The sequence below is a fragment of the Streptomyces sp. NPDC051041 genome (assembly GCF_044456065.1).
GTDB lineage: Bacteria > Actinomycetota > Actinomycetes > Streptomycetales > Streptomycetaceae > Streptomyces > Streptomyces glaucus.
The window spans coordinates 280,418-294,188 of sequence record NZ_JBITFM010000007.1 but is presented as its reverse complement, the minus strand read 5'-3'; the positions used below and the strand labels follow the sequence as shown (position 1 = coordinate 294,188).

Annotated in this window: 14 protein-coding genes; 7 read left to right on the top strand and 7 right to left on the bottom strand. The window is 73.1% G+C overall.

The features are described from left to right. Positions 1–28 precede the first annotated feature (28 nt). Together ACIBAI_RS15385 and ctaD are read right to left on the bottom strand one after the other, a co-directional pair. Complete coding sequence (locus ACIBAI_RS15385; RefSeq protein ID WP_399034374.1) at positions 29–403, bottom strand: hypothetical protein; 375 nt, start codon at positions 401–403, stop codon at positions 29–31. Continuing rightward, positions 400–2,112: a cytochrome c oxidase subunit I gene (ctaD, locus tag ACIBAI_RS15380; RefSeq protein WP_399034372.1), complete on the bottom strand. Its 1,713-nt coding sequence runs from the start codon at positions 2,110–2,112 to the stop codon at positions 400–402. The genes ACIBAI_RS15385 and ctaD overlap by 4 nt, the downstream gene beginning before the upstream one ends. A 229-nt stretch (positions 2,113–2,341) precedes the next feature. Between ctaD and ACIBAI_RS15375 the strand changes: the two genes are divergently transcribed. Next, complete coding sequence (locus ACIBAI_RS15375; protein WP_399034370.1) at positions 2,342–2,632, top strand: DUF3040 domain-containing protein; 291 nt, start codon at positions 2,342–2,344, stop codon at positions 2,630–2,632. Positions 2,633–2,735: 103 nt separating this feature from the next. On the opposite strand, the gene ACIBAI_RS15370 is transcribed toward ACIBAI_RS15375, so the two are convergent. The 5 genes from ACIBAI_RS15370 to ACIBAI_RS15350 all read right to left on the bottom strand — a co-directional run bounded on the left by ACIBAI_RS15370 (position 2,736) and on the right by ACIBAI_RS15350 (position 7,471). Then, a complete protein-coding gene (locus ACIBAI_RS15370; protein ID WP_399034369.1) occupies positions 2,736–3,983 on the bottom strand; it encodes a cytochrome P450 in 1,248 nt (415 codons plus the stop codon). A 54-nt stretch (positions 3,984–4,037) separates the two neighbouring features. Further along, the gene (gene msrB / locus ACIBAI_RS15365) at positions 4,038–4,445 is read right to left on the bottom strand and encodes a peptide-methionine (R)-S-oxide reductase MsrB (RefSeq protein WP_344600250.1); all 408 of its coding nucleotides are present in this window, start codon (positions 4,443–4,445) and stop codon (positions 4,038–4,040) included. 13 nt (positions 4,446–4,458) lie between these two features. After that, positions 4,459–5,847 carry a UDP-N-acetylmuramate--L-alanine ligase gene (gene murC, locus ACIBAI_RS15360; RefSeq protein ID WP_399034366.1) on the bottom strand — a complete coding sequence of 463 codons (1,389 nt, stop codon included), beginning with the start codon at positions 5,845–5,847 and terminating at the stop codon, positions 4,459–4,461. A 72-nt stretch (positions 5,848–5,919) separates the two neighbouring features. Continuing rightward, positions 5,920–6,393, bottom strand: coding sequence for an indole-3-glycerol phosphate synthase (locus tag ACIBAI_RS15355; protein WP_344600253.1), 474 nt, complete (start codon positions 6,391–6,393; stop codon positions 5,920–5,922). Positions 6,394–6,583: 190 nt separating this feature from the next. Then, on the bottom strand, positions 6,584–7,471 hold the full coding sequence (locus tag ACIBAI_RS15350; protein ID WP_399034363.1) for a pyrimidine reductase family protein: 888 nt from the start codon (positions 7,469–7,471) through the stop codon (positions 6,584–6,586). Between the two features lie 37 nt (positions 7,472–7,508). Here ACIBAI_RS15350 and zapE point away from each other — a divergent pair, with 37 nt between their 5' ends. The 6 genes from zapE to ACIBAI_RS15320 all read left to right on the top strand — a co-directional run bounded on the left by zapE (position 7,509) and on the right by ACIBAI_RS15320 (position 13,760). Beyond that, positions 7,509–8,612 (top strand): cell division protein ZapE, encoded by a 1,104-nt coding sequence (gene zapE / locus ACIBAI_RS15345; RefSeq protein WP_399034361.1) that lies wholly within the window; start codon positions 7,509–7,511, stop codon positions 8,610–8,612. Positions 8,613–8,813: 201 nt separating this feature from the next. Next, positions 8,814–9,203 carry a hypothetical protein gene (locus ACIBAI_RS15340; RefSeq protein ID WP_344600259.1) on the top strand — a complete coding sequence of 130 codons (390 nt, stop codon included), beginning with the start codon at positions 8,814–8,816 and terminating at the stop codon, positions 9,201–9,203. Positions 9,204–9,279: 76 nt separating this feature from the next. Further along, positions 9,280–9,861 carry a carbonic anhydrase gene (locus tag ACIBAI_RS15335; RefSeq protein ID WP_399034359.1) on the top strand — a complete coding sequence of 194 codons (582 nt, stop codon included), beginning with the start codon at positions 9,280–9,282 and terminating at the stop codon, positions 9,859–9,861. Between the two features lie 8 nt (positions 9,862–9,869). Further along, positions 9,870–11,378 (top strand): SulP family inorganic anion transporter, encoded by a 1,509-nt coding sequence (locus ACIBAI_RS15330; protein WP_399034357.1) that lies wholly within the window; start codon positions 9,870–9,872, stop codon positions 11,376–11,378. 115 nt (positions 11,379–11,493) lie between these two features. Then, positions 11,494–12,279, top strand: a complete 786-nt coding sequence (locus ACIBAI_RS15325; RefSeq protein WP_399034355.1) for a slipin family protein — start codon at positions 11,494–11,496, stop codon at positions 12,277–12,279. Between the two features lie 89 nt (positions 12,280–12,368). After that, positions 12,369–13,760, top strand: coding sequence for an alkaline phosphatase PhoX (locus tag ACIBAI_RS15320; protein WP_399034353.1), 1,392 nt, complete (start codon positions 12,369–12,371; stop codon positions 13,758–13,760). Positions 13,761–13,771: the final 11 nt, after the last annotated feature.

The window sequence follows — 13,771 nt, the reverse complement described above, 5'->3', positions numbered from 1 at the left end:
GGGGCCGGCGGGCACGCGGCAGGCGCCCCTACCGCGCCAGCGTGCCCACCGCCGCGCCGAGGCCGGTCGCGCAGGACAGGACCGCGCAGGCGCCGACGGCGTGGCGGCGGAGCAGGGCGCCGCGCAGTTCGCGGTAGCGGGCCTCGTACTCCTGGCGCAGTTCGGCGGCGCGCCGGACCGTGCTGCGCAGCATGTGGCGGGTCAGGTCGAGCCGCAGGTCGACGTAGTGGCGGGCCACCTCCTCGGCCTGACCGGTGGTCAGCCACGGCATCCGGGTGCACAGCTCCCGGGCCTCCCGGCGCGCGGCCTCGTAGTGGTCGTGCGCCAGGAGGTAGCCCTCGGCCTCGGCGGCCAGGGACGCGCCGGTACCGGTCCGCGGCCGGCCGTCCCGGTCCTTGATCATGACCGGTCGCTCTCGTGTCCGGCGGCGTCGATCGTGTCGCGCTTGCCGACGTTCTCCTTCTCGTCCAGCTGGGCCACGTCGGGGTGGTGCAGGTCGAAGGCGGGGGACTCGGAGCGGATCCGCGGCAGGGTGACGAAGTTGTGGCGGGGCGGCGGGCAGGAGGTCGCCCACTCCAGCGAACGCCCGTATCCCCAGGGGTCGTCGACCTCGACCTTCGTGCCGCTCTTCGCCGTCTTCCAGACGTTGTAGAGGAACGGCAGCGTGGACAGGCCCAGCAGGAACGCGCCGATGGAGGAGATGGTGTTCAGGGCCGTGAAGCCGTCGGCGGCCAGGTAGTCGGAGTACCGGCGGGGCATGCCCTCGGCGCCGAGCCAGTGCTGCACCAGGAACGTCAGGTGGAAGCCGGTGAACAGCGACCAGAAGTGCACCTTCTCCAGCCGGTCGTCGAGCATGGTGCCGGTCATCTTCGGCCACCAGAAGCTGAATCCGCCGAACATCGCGAACACGATGGTGCCGAACAGCACGTAGTGGAAGTGGGCGACGACGAAGTAGGAGTCGGTGACGTGCCAGTCCAGCGGGGGCGAGCCGAGGATGACGCCGGTCAGCCCGCCGAAGAGGAAGGTCACCAGGAAGCCGACCGCCCACAGCATCGGGGGTTCGAACGACAGGGAGCCCGTCCACATCGTGCCGATCCAGTTGAAGAACTTCACCCCGGTCGGCACCGCGATCAGGTAGGTCATGAAGGAGAAGAACGGCAGCAGGGCCCCTTGGGTGGCGAACATGTGGTGCGCCCACACCGTCGCCGACAGGCCCGTGATGGCGATGGTCGCGCCGACCAGGCCGGTGTAGCCGAAGATGGGCTTGCGCGAGAAGACCGGGATGATCTCGGTGATCACGCCGAAGAACGGCAGGGCCAGGATGTAGACCTCGGGATGGCCGAAGAACCAGAACAGGTGCTGCCACAGCAGCGCCCCTCCGTAGTGGGCGTCGAAGATGTGGGAGCCGAAGCGCCGGTCCGCCTCCAGCGCGAACAGGGCCGCCGCCAGCACGGGGAAGGCGAGCAGCACCAGCACCGAGGTGAGCAGCACGTTCCAGGTGAACAGCGGCATCCGGAACATCGTCATGCCGGGCGCGCGCATGCAGATGATGGTGGTGATGAAGTTGACCGCGCCGAGGATGGTGCCGAAGCCGGACAGCGCCAGGCCCATGATCCACAGGTCGCCGCCGAGATAGCCGGTGCGGGTCGGCCCGCTCAGCGGCGTGTAGGCGGTCCAGCCGAAGTCGGCGGCGCCCTGGGGCGTGAGGAAGCTGCTGATCACGATCAGGCCGCCGAAGGCGAACAGCCAGTACGAGAGCATGTTCAGCCGGGGGAAGGCCACGTCCGGCGAACCGATCTGCAACGGCATGATCGCGTTGGCGAAGCCCGCGAAGGTGGGGGTGGCGAACAGCAGCAGCATGATCGTGCCGTGCATCGTGAACGCCTGGTTGTACTGCTCGTTGGACAGCAGCTGCAGCCCGGGCCGGGCGAGCTCCGCCCGGATCGCCATCGCCAGTACTCCACCGACCAGGAAGAACGCGAACGATGTGATCAGATACAGGTGCCCGATCTTCTTGTGGTCCGTCGTGGTGATCCAGGCGATGATCACCTGGCCCCGGCCACGGCGTTCCGCCGCCGGAACCGGGGCAATCGGTTCAGTGTGTGTGGCCATCTGCGTCCTAGGTTGCAACCCTGAGTGTCGAGCAGTGCGTAACCAGATCACGGGAAGCCAATCCCGTCGTCCCGGCGCCGCGCCACGGAACGGGGGAGATTGAGCTGAATGGCCCAATGTTCAGTCCGGTGGCGCGCCCCGGACCGTCGAACGCATCGCCGGGTGCAGGCTCCGTTCGAACGGGTACTCGTGGCGGTGTCCCGTCTCCGCCGAACGCAGGGCACACGTCATGGATGACCGGCGACTGAGCACACGCGAGGCACGCATCCTCAGGGAGCTGGAGGCCTCCTTGCGCCAGGACAGACAGTTCGCGGCGGCCTTCGACGCCTTCCCCGCCCCGCCGGACGGCCGGCCCTCGCGGCTGGGGCCGTTCTACTGCTTCGGCCTCGTCGCGGGATCGGTGCTGACCGTCTTCCACCCCGCGCTCGGCGGCCTCATGTTCTCGGCGGTGCTGGCCACCGCGGTCCTGTCCCGCGTCACCCGGGGCCGGCGCCGCGGCGGCCGTGAGCGGCGGCCGTGAGCGCGGCTCCGGGCGGCCGACGGCGTCCGTGACGGCGCGCCCGGCCGTCCCGCCCCCCGGAACCGCCGGCCGTCCCGGTCCCCCGGAGCCGGCCGCCGGACGCTCAGCCGGCGGGGGCCCGTACGTCGGCGACGACGAAGCCGCTGCGCGGCCGTGCCGGGATGCGCCGCAGGGAGATCGTCAGGTCCTGCTCGGGGACGCTGTGGTCCAGCCGGGCCAGGCGTACGGCGAGGGCCTCCAGCAGGCCGATGGTGATGCCCTCGCCCGGGCAGCGGTGGTTGGTGTCCGGCGCGCCGCCGCCCTGCGGGATCAGCTCGTCGCGCTCGACCGGCCGCTCCAGGAACCGCTGGGGGCGGAAGGCGTACGGGTCGCCCCACAGCTTCTCGTCGTGGTTCTGCCCGTACACGTCCAGCAGCACCAGCCCGCCGGCCGGGAGGCGCTCGCCCTGCCAGGACAGGTCCGTGACCGCGCGGCCGCCCAGGAACGGGGCGAACGGGTAGAAGCGGCGGACCTCGTGAGCGAACGCCGCGGCGTACGCGGCGTCCCCGGCCCGCAGCCGGTCCCGGTGCTCCGGCCAGCGGTGCAGCGCGTGCGCCGAGAAGGCGACGAACCAGCAGACGGCGACCGTGGGGCGGATGACGTTGAGGAGTTCCACCGCGGCCGTCCCCGGCTCCAGCGGCTCGCCGTCCGGGTGGCGGTGCCGGGCCACCCGCGCGAGCACCGAGTCCGCGGGCGCGGTGACCGCGCCGGAGCGGACGTCCCGCACCAGCCGGGCCAGCCGGGCCTCCTGCCGGCCGCGGGCGCGCCGGGCCCGCCAGTGGCGCGGCCCGGCGGTGGCGAACCCGTCGACCATCGCGACCAGGTCGCGGGCCAGCGGCTCCGCCTCCTCCTCGGCCAGCGGGATCCCCGCCCAGCGGCAGACCCCGCGGGTGAGGACGACGCTCGCCGCGTCGAACAGCGTGACGCGGGGCCGCGCGGCCCAGGAGGGGACCGCCTCGTCCCACGCCGCGGTGACGTGCTCGACGACGCCGGCGATCCGGTCGACGTGCAGCAGCGGCAGGAACAGCGCCTTGCGCGCGCGGTGGGCGTCCCCGTCGAGGGTGTGCACCGCGCCGTGGCCGAACAGGGTGCCCCGCACGGGTTCGGGAATGGCCCGGTGGCGGCGTACGTGCCGCTCGTCGTAGAAGAACCGCACCGCGTCCGGGCCCCGCACGGCCAGCGCCGGGCGGCCCATGAGGCGGGTCCGCACCACCTGGCCCCCGCTCTCGCGCATGCGGTTGGGGAGCCAGGCGTAGCCCTCGGCCAGCAGGGCCGGGCTGCGGTCGAGCAGGGGCCGGTGGAGTGCGTCCATGCGGGACGGGTTCCCCGGCCGCCCGCCGGAACACCCGTCACCGGCGCCGCCCGGTCAGCGCTCGGCCGGCTCCAGCCGCAGCGCGATGCTGTTGATGCAGTACCGCTGGTCGGTCGGGGTCGGATACCCCTCCCCCTCGAACACGTGCCCGAGGTGGGAGCCGCAGCGGGCGCAGCGCACCTCGGTGCGCACCATCCCGTGCGAGCGGTCCTCCAGCAGTTCCACGGCGTCGGAGTCCTTCGGGTCGAAGAAGGACGGCCAGCCGCAGTGCGACTCGAACTTGGTGTCCGAGGTGAACAGCTCGGCGCCGCAGGCCCGGCAGGAGTAGACGCCCTCGGTCCTGGTGTCGGTGTACTCACCGGTGAAGGCGGGCTCCGTCGCGGCCTGCCGCAGCACGGCGTACTCGGCCGGGGACAGCTCCGCGCGCCACTGCTCGTCCGGCTTCTCCACGTCGTACGGCATGAGCCTCAGCCCCTCACTTCGACAGCTGGTCCAGGATGCGCGGTCCGAGGTCGGTGACGTCGCCCGCGCCCATGGTGAGAACGAGATCACCGGCCTTCGCCATTCCCGCGATCACCTCCGGGACGTCCGCCTTGTCGTGCACCGGCGTCACGTCCGCGCCCGCGGCCCGCGCCGCCTCGACGATCAGCTCGCTGGTCACGCCCGGGATCGGGTCCTCGCGGGCCGGATAGACGTCCAGGACGACGGAGGCGTCGGCGAGGGCCAGGGAGTGGCCCATCTCCGTGCCGAGCTCCTGCGTGCGCGAGAACAGGTGGGGCTGGAAGACGACCAGGATGCGGCCGTCGCCCGCCGCCGCGCGCATCGCCTCCAGGTCCGCCGTCATCTCGGTCGGGTGGTGCGCGTAGGAGTCGACGACCTGCACGCCGGCCGCCTCGCCCGTCAGCTGCAGGCGCCGCTTGACGCCGGTGTACGCGGCGAGCGCCGGGGCGAGCTCGGCGGCCGGGACGCCGAGCGCCGCGCCCGCCGCGAGGGCGGCGACCGCGTTGTGCGCGTAGTGGCGGCCGGGGACGGAGACCGCGAAGGTGAGCCGCGCGCCGTCCAGCTCGACGGTCACCTCGCTCCGCAGGCCCTGCGGCACGACCGACAGCACGCGCACGTCGGCGTCCTCGGCCTCGCCGTACGTCACCGTCCGCACCGAGCCGGCCAGCCGCCGCGTCAGCTCCCGGGCGCCCTCGTGGTCCGCCGAGATCACCAGCGTGCCGCCGGGCACGATCCGGCCCGCGAAGGTCTCGAAGGACTCGTAGATCTCGTCCATCGAGGCGTAGTTGGCGTGGTGGTCGAGTTCGACGTTGAGGACGATGGCGACCTCGGGGGCGTACTTGTGGAAGCTGCGGTCCGACTCGTCGGCCTCGGCGACGAAGATCTCGCCCGCTCCGTGCAGCGCGTTGGAGCCGGGGGCGTCCAGGTCGCCGCCGATCGCGTACGACGGGTCCAGGCCCAGCTCGGTCAGCGCCACCGCCAGCATCGAGGTCGTGGTGGTCTTGCCGTGGGTGCCGGCGACGGCGATCGGGCGCAGGCCCGCCATCAGGGCGGCCAGGGCGTCGGAGCGGTGGATCACCGGGATGCCCAGCTCGGCCGCGCGGGCCAGCTCCGGGTTGTCGGTGCGGATCGCCGAGGAGACGACCACGCAGCTCGCGTCGTCGGCGAGGTGCTCGGCCGCGTGCCCGATGTGCACGGTGGCGCCCAGCGCGCGCAGGGCGTCGGCGGTGGCGGAGTCCTTGGCGTCGCTGCCCGCCACCTCGGCGCCGCGTTGCGCGAGGATCTTGGCGATGCCCGACATCCCGGCACCGCCGATGCCGATGAAGTGCGGTCGGTCCATGGCGGGGGGAAGGCCGGGTGCCATGCGCTGTTCTCCCAGGTGCGGCTCGGGCGGTACGACGGTCGCGGCGCCCTCGGCCGAGGGCGCCGCCCCAGCCTATGCCTTGCTGTGGGAGAACAGTTTCAGCACCGGCACCCCGACCTTGTGCCGGGCGCGGGACGCCCAGTCGCGGTGGAAGAACTCCTCCACGTAGTGCGGGTCGGTCAGGACGATCACCTCGTCCGCCCCCACCTCGTCGACCAGGGTCTTCAGCGCGTCCAGCGGGTGGTCCTCGACGAGGCGGCCCTCGGCCTCGCTGCCGGCCGCGTGCAGGGCCTGCAGGGACACGTCCAGGGCCTGCCGGCCGACGCTCCTGGCCTCCTCGCCCTCGGGGGTCTCGCCCTCCCGGACGGCCTCGTCCAGCTCGCCGATCGCGATGTCGTCGATGGCGCGCAGCAGGCGGTCCGCCTGCTCGCCGCGCGGCTGGAGCAGCACGTGGAAGAAGACCGGCTCGTCGCCGTGCAGGGTGGTGACGAACTCCACGTCGGCGGACGTCAGGGCCTTCTCGATCATCAGTACGCTCGTGAACATCAGACGCCCCTTCTCCTTCGAGAACCTCGCCGGCCCTCTTCCTCCACGGGCCGCGCCGGGCCCTGCCGAAACCATCCTGCCTGCCGGAAACCGGGCGGAGCGGTAGATTCCGCCGTTTCCGGGAGGTGCGGCACCGACCGGGCGCACAGGCGCGCGGTACCGACCGGACGTATATCCGGGCCGGTTCCGCTCACGCCCTCCGGTACCGGCCGAAGAGGAAACCCTCCTCCTCCAGCAGGGACACCAGGGCGAACCGCCGCGGCACGGCGAGGGACGGCCCGCCCGCGATGCGCTGCGCGCCGCCCGCGGCGAGCAGGGGCGAGACGGTCAGGCAGAGCTCGTCGAGCACGTCCGCCGCCACCAGCTGCCCGAGCAGCCGCGGGCCGCCCTCGGTCAGCAGCCGGGTGTGGCCGAGCCCGGCGAGGGCCCGGACGGCGCGGGCGGGGTCCACGCCGGTGCCGTCGCCGGCGACCACCACCCGGGCGCCCGCCTTCTCCGCCGCCGCGACGCGGTCCGGAGGCGCCGCGGCGCCCGTGAGGACCAGCGTGGGCACCAGCGGCGAGGTGAACAGCGGCAGACCGAAGTCCAGCTCCAGGCCGGCGGTGACCACCGCGATCGCCGGGGCCGGGCCCTGGCCGGCCGCCTTGCGCGCCGCCGCGAACTCGGCCCGCGCGCGGGCCGGCCGGTACCCCTCCTGGCGCACCGTCTCCGCGCCGACGACGACCACGTCCGCCAGCGCCCGCAGCGTGCCGAAGATCCGCATGTCGGCGGCGCCGGAGATGGGCTGCGAGCGGCCCTCGTGCTGCGCGGCCCCGTCGAGCGTGGACACCATGTTGGCCCGCAGCCACGGCCGCCCGCCGGGTCCGGGGTCGGGGTAGGCGTAGGCGGCGGCCAGTTCGCCGAGGCTCCACTCGCGGTCCGCGTGGCCGAAACCGTTCGGTTCGGCGGCGCCGGCGGTCCCGTACGCCTCCGGCGCCGCGGTCGCCCCGGAAGGCTCGGGAGCCCCGGAGGGCCCACCGGCCCCCGGAGCCGGGGCGCCGGCTGCTGTCTCGTCGGTCACAGGGAACAGGCGTCGCATGTCGTGCAGTGTGGCACGGCGCTTAGCATGGGGAACCGTGCCGACCTCCTCCGCCGCCTCCGGACCGACCCCGACAGCCGACACCGCTCCGCTGTCCCTGTGCGCCCGTGAGCCGCACGTCCCCGCAGAGCGGCTGGTGGCCGAGATGGTGCCGCCGCCGCGCTTCGACTCGGTGCGCTTCGCCACCTACCTCCCGGACCCGAACCAGCCCAGCCAGTCCGAGGCCGTGCGCGTCCTGGAGGAGTTCGCGGCCGGGCTGGGCGGCGCGCCGGCCGCGGGATCCGGCAGGCGGCGGCTGTTCGGCTTCGGGAAGGCGCCGAGGAAGGCCCCCTCCGGCCCCCGCGGCGTCTACCTCGACGGCGGCTACGGCGTCGGCAAGACCCACCTGCTGGCCTCCCTGTGGCACGCCACCGACGCCGAGCCCGCCCGCAAGGCGTTCGGCACGTTCGTGGAGCTGACCAACCTGGTCGGCGCCCTCGGCTTCCAGCAGACCGTGCGGACGCTCTCCGGCCACCGGCTGCTGTGCATCGACGAGTTCGAGCTGGACGACCCGGGCGACACCGTCCTGGTCTCCACCCTGCTCGGCAAGCTCGTCGACGCGGGTGTCGCGCTCGCCGCCACCTCCAACACGCTGCCCGGCAAGCTCGGCGAGGGCCGGTTCGCGGCGGCCGACTTCCTGCGCGAGATCCAGGGCCTGTCGGCCCACTTCCGCACCCTGCGCATCGACGGCGAGGACTACCGCCACCGCGGTCTGCCCGAGGCGCCGGCGCCGTTCTCCGACGAGCAGGTGACACGGGCGGCGCACGCCACCCGGGGCGCCTCCCTCGACGCCTTCCCGCAGCTCCTGGAGCACCTCGCCCGCGTCCACCCCAGCCGGTACGGCGCCCTGACCGACGGCGTGCGGGCCGTCTGCCTCACCGGCGTGCGGCCGGTGCCCGACCAGTCGACGGCGCTGCGGCTCGTCGTCCTCGCCGACCGGCTCTACGACCGCGAGGTACCGGTCCTGGCCTCCGGTCTGCCCTTCGACCAGCTGTTCTCCGAGGAGATGCTCAGGGGCGGCTACCGCAAGAAGTACTTCCGGGCGATCTCCCGGCTCACCGCGCTCGCCCGGGACGCCCGGCACCTCGTCGAACCCCGGTGACCGGGCCCCGATAACTCACGGACTCCCTCTCCGCAAGGGCGTTTTCACGCCGCGTCAGGTGCGGTTTTCAGGCTCTCTTCAGCTTGAAACGTCCAGTTAACCCTGCAAACGACTTTGCCGGGCTAAGGTGTTTCTTGACCATCCGTTGACCAAGCGTTGGTGCGCGCTAAACGGTGTGAACTTCCTGGAGGGAGGGGCAGGATGCGAGGCACGACAGTCCGGATCGCGGTCGCGTTCCTCGCCGTCGTCCTGTTCTCCCTCCAGTTCTCCTCCCTCACCGCGTCCTTCGCATCCGCGCACACGACGAGTCGCACCCTGGCCGAGCCCGGAGCGAACCCCTCCGCGAAGGCCCAGCGCGACGAGCACGCGAACTGCCAGAAATCCGGCACCCTCGGGGATCCGACCGGTCCCCTGCGCGTCCGCGACCGGCACCGCACCACCGACTGCGCGGCCGAGTCGCCCGACCGCCCGCTGCCCGGGCCGTGCGCCCCGGCCGCACCCGAACCGGCCGCACCCCACGCCGCGTACGACAGCACACCCAGACGGCCGGCCGCCCACTCCCCGGCCGCCCTGCAGGTGTTCCGCTGCTGAGCAGCAGAGCAGTCCCCCCACCTCTGTCCTGTTGGCCCGACGCGCCCCCCACTGGCGCGCCAGGAGGAAATCCCCTATGCAGCCCCTCATCGACAACGCCCGCACGTTCGGACAGCGCCCTGAGGAGTTCGCCAAACTGGCCGAAGGCCAGTCGCCCGAGGTCCTGTTCATCACCTGCTCCGACTCCCGGGTCGTACCGGCCCTGATCACGGGCGCCCGCCCCGGCCAGCTGTTCGAGCTGCGCACCGCGGGCAACATCGTCCCGCCGTACGGCTCCGGCACCCCCACCGGCGAGGCGGCCACCATCGAGTACGCGGTGGAGGTGCTCGGCGTCGGCGACATCGTGGTCTGCGGCCACTCCCACTGCGGTGCCGTCGGCGCGCTGGTGCGCGGCGACGACCTCGCCGCCGTGCCCGCCGTGCGCGACTGGCTCGCGCACGCCGCGGAGGACCCCAAGGCGTCCGACGCGAACGACCCGACGGTCGCCGAGGCCGTGCAGAACCACGTCCTGACCCAGCTGCTGCGGCTGCGGTCCTACCCGTGCGTCGAGCAGCGGCTGGCCGACGGCCGGCTCCGGCTGCGCGGCTGGTACTACGAGGTGCACACCGGAGCCGTGCGGGAACACCGCGCGCAGACCGACTCCTTCGAGGCGCTGTGAGGGACGCGATGAGCAAGTTCCCTTACCTGAGGCAGGACTTCACCGCCTCCATCGTCGTGTTCCTGGTCGCCGTGCCGCTGTGCGTGGGCGTCGCCGTCGCCTCCGGCGTCCCGGCCGAACTCGGCCTGGTCACCGGCATCGTGGGCGGCATCGTCACCGGTCTGCTGCCGGGCAGCAGCCTGCAGGTGTCCGGGCCGGCCGCCGGCCTGACCGTGCTGGTCTTCGAGGCCGTCAGCGAGTTCGGGCTGCCCGCGCTCGGGGTCATCGTGCTGGTCGCCGGACTGCTCCAGCTCGTCATGGGCGCCCTGAAACTGGGGCGCTGGTTCCGGGCGATATCCGTCTCGGTGGTCGAGGGCATGCTGGCCGGAATCGGCCTGGTGATCATCGCCGGTCAGCTGTACGCGGCGGCCGGGCTGGAGGCCCCCGCCTCCGGCATCGACAAGATCCTGGGGCTGCCCGGGGCCACCGTCGACGCCCTCGGCAGCACCGCGGCGCTCGCCTCGCTCGCCATCGGCGCGGGCACCATCGCGGTGGTGGTGCTGTGGAAGAAGCTGCCGAAGGCGGCGCAGACGGTGCCCGGCGCGCTCGCCGCGGTGGTCCTGGCGACGCTGGCCACGCTCGCGTTCAGCCTGCCGGTCGCCACCGTCGAGGTGCACGGCCTGCTGGGCGCCATCCAGCCGCCCGGCCTGGACGCCTTCGGGGAGCTGGCCAGCCCGGCTCTGATCGGCACCATTCTCGCCTTCACCCTGATCGCCTCCGCCGAGTCGCTGTTCAGCGCCGCCGCGGTGGACCGGCTGCACGACGGTCCGCGCACCCAGTACGACAAGGAGCTGATGGCGCAGGGCGCGGGCAACGCCGTCTGCGGCGTGCTGGGCGCGCTGCCGATGACCGCGGTGATCGTGCGCAGCTCCGCCAATGTCGGGGCCGGCGCGCGGACCAAGGCGTCCCGGGTGCTGCACGGCGTGTGGCTGCTGCTGTTCGCGGCGCTGCTGCCGGCCGCGCTGGCGCTGATACCCCTGCCGGCGCTGGCGGGCATCCTGGTCCACGCGGGGTGGAAGCTGATCCCGTTCCGCAGCGTCGCCGCGCTGTGGCGGTCGCACCGCGGTGAGGCGCTGATCCTGGTGGTCACCGCCGTGTCGATCGTCGCGGTGAACATGTTCGAGGGCGTGCTCATCGGTCTGGCGCTTGCGGTGATCAAGACCGCCTGGGAGGCCTCGCACGTCAAGCTGGAGATCGTCGACAAGGGCGCCGGACCCGTCCAGGCGCACCTGTCGGGCAACGCGACCTTCCTCCGGCTGCCGAGGATCCTGGACAGCCTGGAGGCGCTGCCCCAGGACCGGCCCGTCGAGCTGGACCTGTCCGGGCTGCACCACCTCGACCACGCCTGCCGGACGGCCCTGGAGGACTGGGCCGAGCGGCACAGCATGGTCGGCACGGTCCCCGTGAAGGTCACGGAACCGCCGAAGGCCACCGAGCGGGCGAAGGTCGCCGAGCCGCCGAAGGTCACGGCGGTCTGACGCCGGCGTCCCCGCCGTCCGTTCCTGTCGCCCGGTCCGGGGCATGGCCCCGGACCGGGCATCGGGCATATCGTGACAGGAACACACATAACGGACCTCTGGACGGGAGGTCGTCATGCTCCAGGAGCTGCTGACGGCGGCGGTGGCGACCGGCTCCGCGGGCGTGCTGTACGCGGCCGCGGCGGCGCGGGTCGTCAAGCAGTACGAGCGCGGGGTGGTCTTCCGCCTCGGACGTCTGCACGGCGATGCCCGCCGGCCCGGCTTCACGCTGATCGTCCCCGCCGTGGACCGGCTGCGCAAGGTCAACATGCAGATCGTGACGCTGCCCGTCCCCGCCCAGGAGGGCATCACCCGCGACAACGTCACCGTGCGGGTCGACGCGGTCGTCTACTTCAAGGTCGTCGACGCGGCGGCGGCGATCGTCAACGTCGAGGACTACCGCTTCGCGGTCTCCCAGATGGCGCAGACCTCGCTGCGCTCGATCATCGGCAAGAGCGACCTGGACGACCTGCTGTCCAACCGCGAGAAGCTCAACCAGGGCCTGGAGCTGATGATCGACAGCCCGGCGATCGGCTGGGGCGTGCAGATCGACCGTGTGGAGATCAAGGACGTGTCGCTGCCGGACACCATGAAGCGGTCCATGGCTCGGCAGGCCGAGGCCGACCGCGAGCGGCGCGCCCGGATCATCAACGCCGACGCCGAGTACCAGGCGTCGAAGAAGCTGGCGGAGGCCGCGCAGGCGATGTCCGACACGCCGTCCGCGCTCCAGCTGCGGCTGCTGCAGACGGTGATGGCGGTGGCGGCGGAGAAGAACTCCACACTGGTGCTGCCCATCCCGGTGGAGCTGCTGCGCTTCCTGGAGAAGGGCCAGGAGACGCCGCCGGGGCGCATCGCCGGGTGACGGGCGCCTTCCGCATGGTTCCCGCACCGGGCGGCGGGTGATAGACACGGCGGGTCACAGTTCCTGTCCGCCAGCAGGAAGGCCGTTCCATGACAGAGACCGGTCGTGCCACGACCCGACGTCAGCTGCTCGCCCGCACCGGTGCCCTGGGAGCGGGCATCGTCTTCACCGGGGCCCTGTCCGAGCTCTTCGCCGGCACCGCCGCCGCCCAGGACCTGGGCCACACCGGCTACGGCCCGCTCGTGCCGGACCCGGACGGGCTGCTCGACCTTCCGGAGGGCTTCCGCTACCGGGTGCTCTCCCGTGAGGGCGACCCGCTCCGCTCCGGCGAGGGCCCGGTGCCCTCCCACCACGACGGCATGTCGGCCTTCGCGGGCGGACACGGCCGGGTCCACCTCGTCCGCAACCACGAGAACCGCGCCGACGCCCGGTTCCCGGTCCCGCCGGTCGACGGCCTCACCTACGACCCGGCGGCCAAGGGCGGCTGCACGGCACTGACCCTGGACTCGCGCGGCCGCGTCCTGTCGGAGCGGGTCGCGATCGCCGGCACGGCCGTCAACTGCGCGGGCGGGCCCACCCCGTGGGGCACCTGGCTGACCTGTGAGGAGACCGAGGACCGGGCCGGCACCGCCGGCTACGCCGAGGACCACGGCTTCGTCTTCGAGGTCGACCCGGCCGACCCGCGCCGCACCGGAGCGGTCCCGCTGACCGCGCTGGGCCGCTTCCCGCACGAGGCGGTCGCCGTCGACCCGCAGCGGGGCGTGGTGTACGAGACCGAGGACGCCTTCCAGCGTCCCTTCGGCCTGTTCTACCGCTTCCTGCCGGACAAGCCGCTGGGCGGCCCCGGCTCGCTGCGCGCGGGCGGCCGGCTGCAGGCGATGCGGGTGCCCGGCGTACCCGACCTGTCCTGCGTCCAGGAGCCCGGCGCCCGCTTCGACGGCGTCGAGTGGGCCGACGTGCCGGACCCGCGGGCCGCCCGGACCCCCGTCCGGCTGCAGGACTTCGGCCCGAGGGGCATCACGCACGCGCAGAAGCTGGAGGGCTGCTACTGGGGCGGACGGTCGGTGTACTTCGTGTCGTCCTTCGCCCGCAGCGCGGAGGGGTCGCAGGCCGACCACCACGGGCAGGTCTGGCGGTACGACCCGGACCGGCGCCGCCTGACCCTGGTGGTCGTCTTCGGCCCGGACACCGACGTCCGGCTGCCCGGCGAGGCCCCGGACAACATCTGCCTCGCCGCCGGCGGCGGCCTGATGGTCTGCGAGGACGGCGCCGGCGCCCAGCACGTCTTCGGCGTCACCCGGCACGGCGAGGTGTACGCGATGGCCCGCAACCGCCAGGCGATCGCGGCGGGCGGCGCCGCGGACCCGGAGTGGGGCGAGTTCGCCGGCGTCACCTTCTCCCCCGACGGGCGGACGATGTACCTCAACTGCTACGCGCCCGGGACGACGTTCGCGGTGACGGGCCCCTGGCGCCGCCGCTAGGCCCGGTCGTC

What these genes read in the sequence shown, in the direction of transcription:
- ACIBAI_RS15385 (WP_399034374.1), bottom strand. Translation starts at nt 403, where the DNA reads ATGATCAAGGACCGGGACGGCCGGCCGCGGACCGGTACCGGCGCGTCC.
- ctaD (WP_399034372.1), bottom strand. Translation starts at nt 2,112, where the DNA reads ATGGCCACACACACTGAACCGATTGCCCCGGTTCCGGCGGCGGAACGC.
- ACIBAI_RS15375 (WP_399034370.1), top strand. Translation starts at nt 2,342, where the DNA reads ATGGATGACCGGCGACTGAGCACACGCGAGGCACGCATCCTCAGGGAG.
- ACIBAI_RS15370 (WP_399034369.1), bottom strand. Translation starts at nt 3,983, where the DNA reads ATGGACGCACTCCACCGGCCCCTGCTCGACCGCAGCCCGGCCCTGCTG.
- msrB (WP_344600250.1), bottom strand. Translation starts at nt 4,445, where the DNA reads ATGCCGTACGACGTGGAGAAGCCGGACGAGCAGTGGCGCGCGGAGCTG.
- murC (WP_399034366.1), bottom strand. Translation starts at nt 5,847, where the DNA reads ATGGCACCCGGCCTTCCCCCCGCCATGGACCGACCGCACTTCATCGGC.
- ACIBAI_RS15355 (WP_344600253.1), bottom strand. Translation starts at nt 6,393, where the DNA reads ATGTTCACGAGCGTACTGATGATCGAGAAGGCCCTGACGTCCGCCGAC.
- ACIBAI_RS15350 (WP_399034363.1), bottom strand. Translation starts at nt 7,471, where the DNA reads ATGCGACGCCTGTTCCCTGTGACCGACGAGACAGCAGCCGGCGCCCCG.
- ACIBAI_RS15340 (WP_344600259.1), top strand. Translation starts at nt 8,814, where the DNA reads ATGCGAGGCACGACAGTCCGGATCGCGGTCGCGTTCCTCGCCGTCGTC.
- ACIBAI_RS15335 (WP_399034359.1), top strand. Translation starts at nt 9,280, where the DNA reads ATGCAGCCCCTCATCGACAACGCCCGCACGTTCGGACAGCGCCCTGAG.
- ACIBAI_RS15330 (WP_399034357.1), top strand. Translation starts at nt 9,870, where the DNA reads ATGAGCAAGTTCCCTTACCTGAGGCAGGACTTCACCGCCTCCATCGTC.
- ACIBAI_RS15325 (WP_399034355.1), top strand. Translation starts at nt 11,494, where the DNA reads ATGCTCCAGGAGCTGCTGACGGCGGCGGTGGCGACCGGCTCCGCGGGC.
- ACIBAI_RS15320 (WP_399034353.1), top strand. Translation starts at nt 12,369, where the DNA reads ATGACAGAGACCGGTCGTGCCACGACCCGACGTCAGCTGCTCGCCCGC.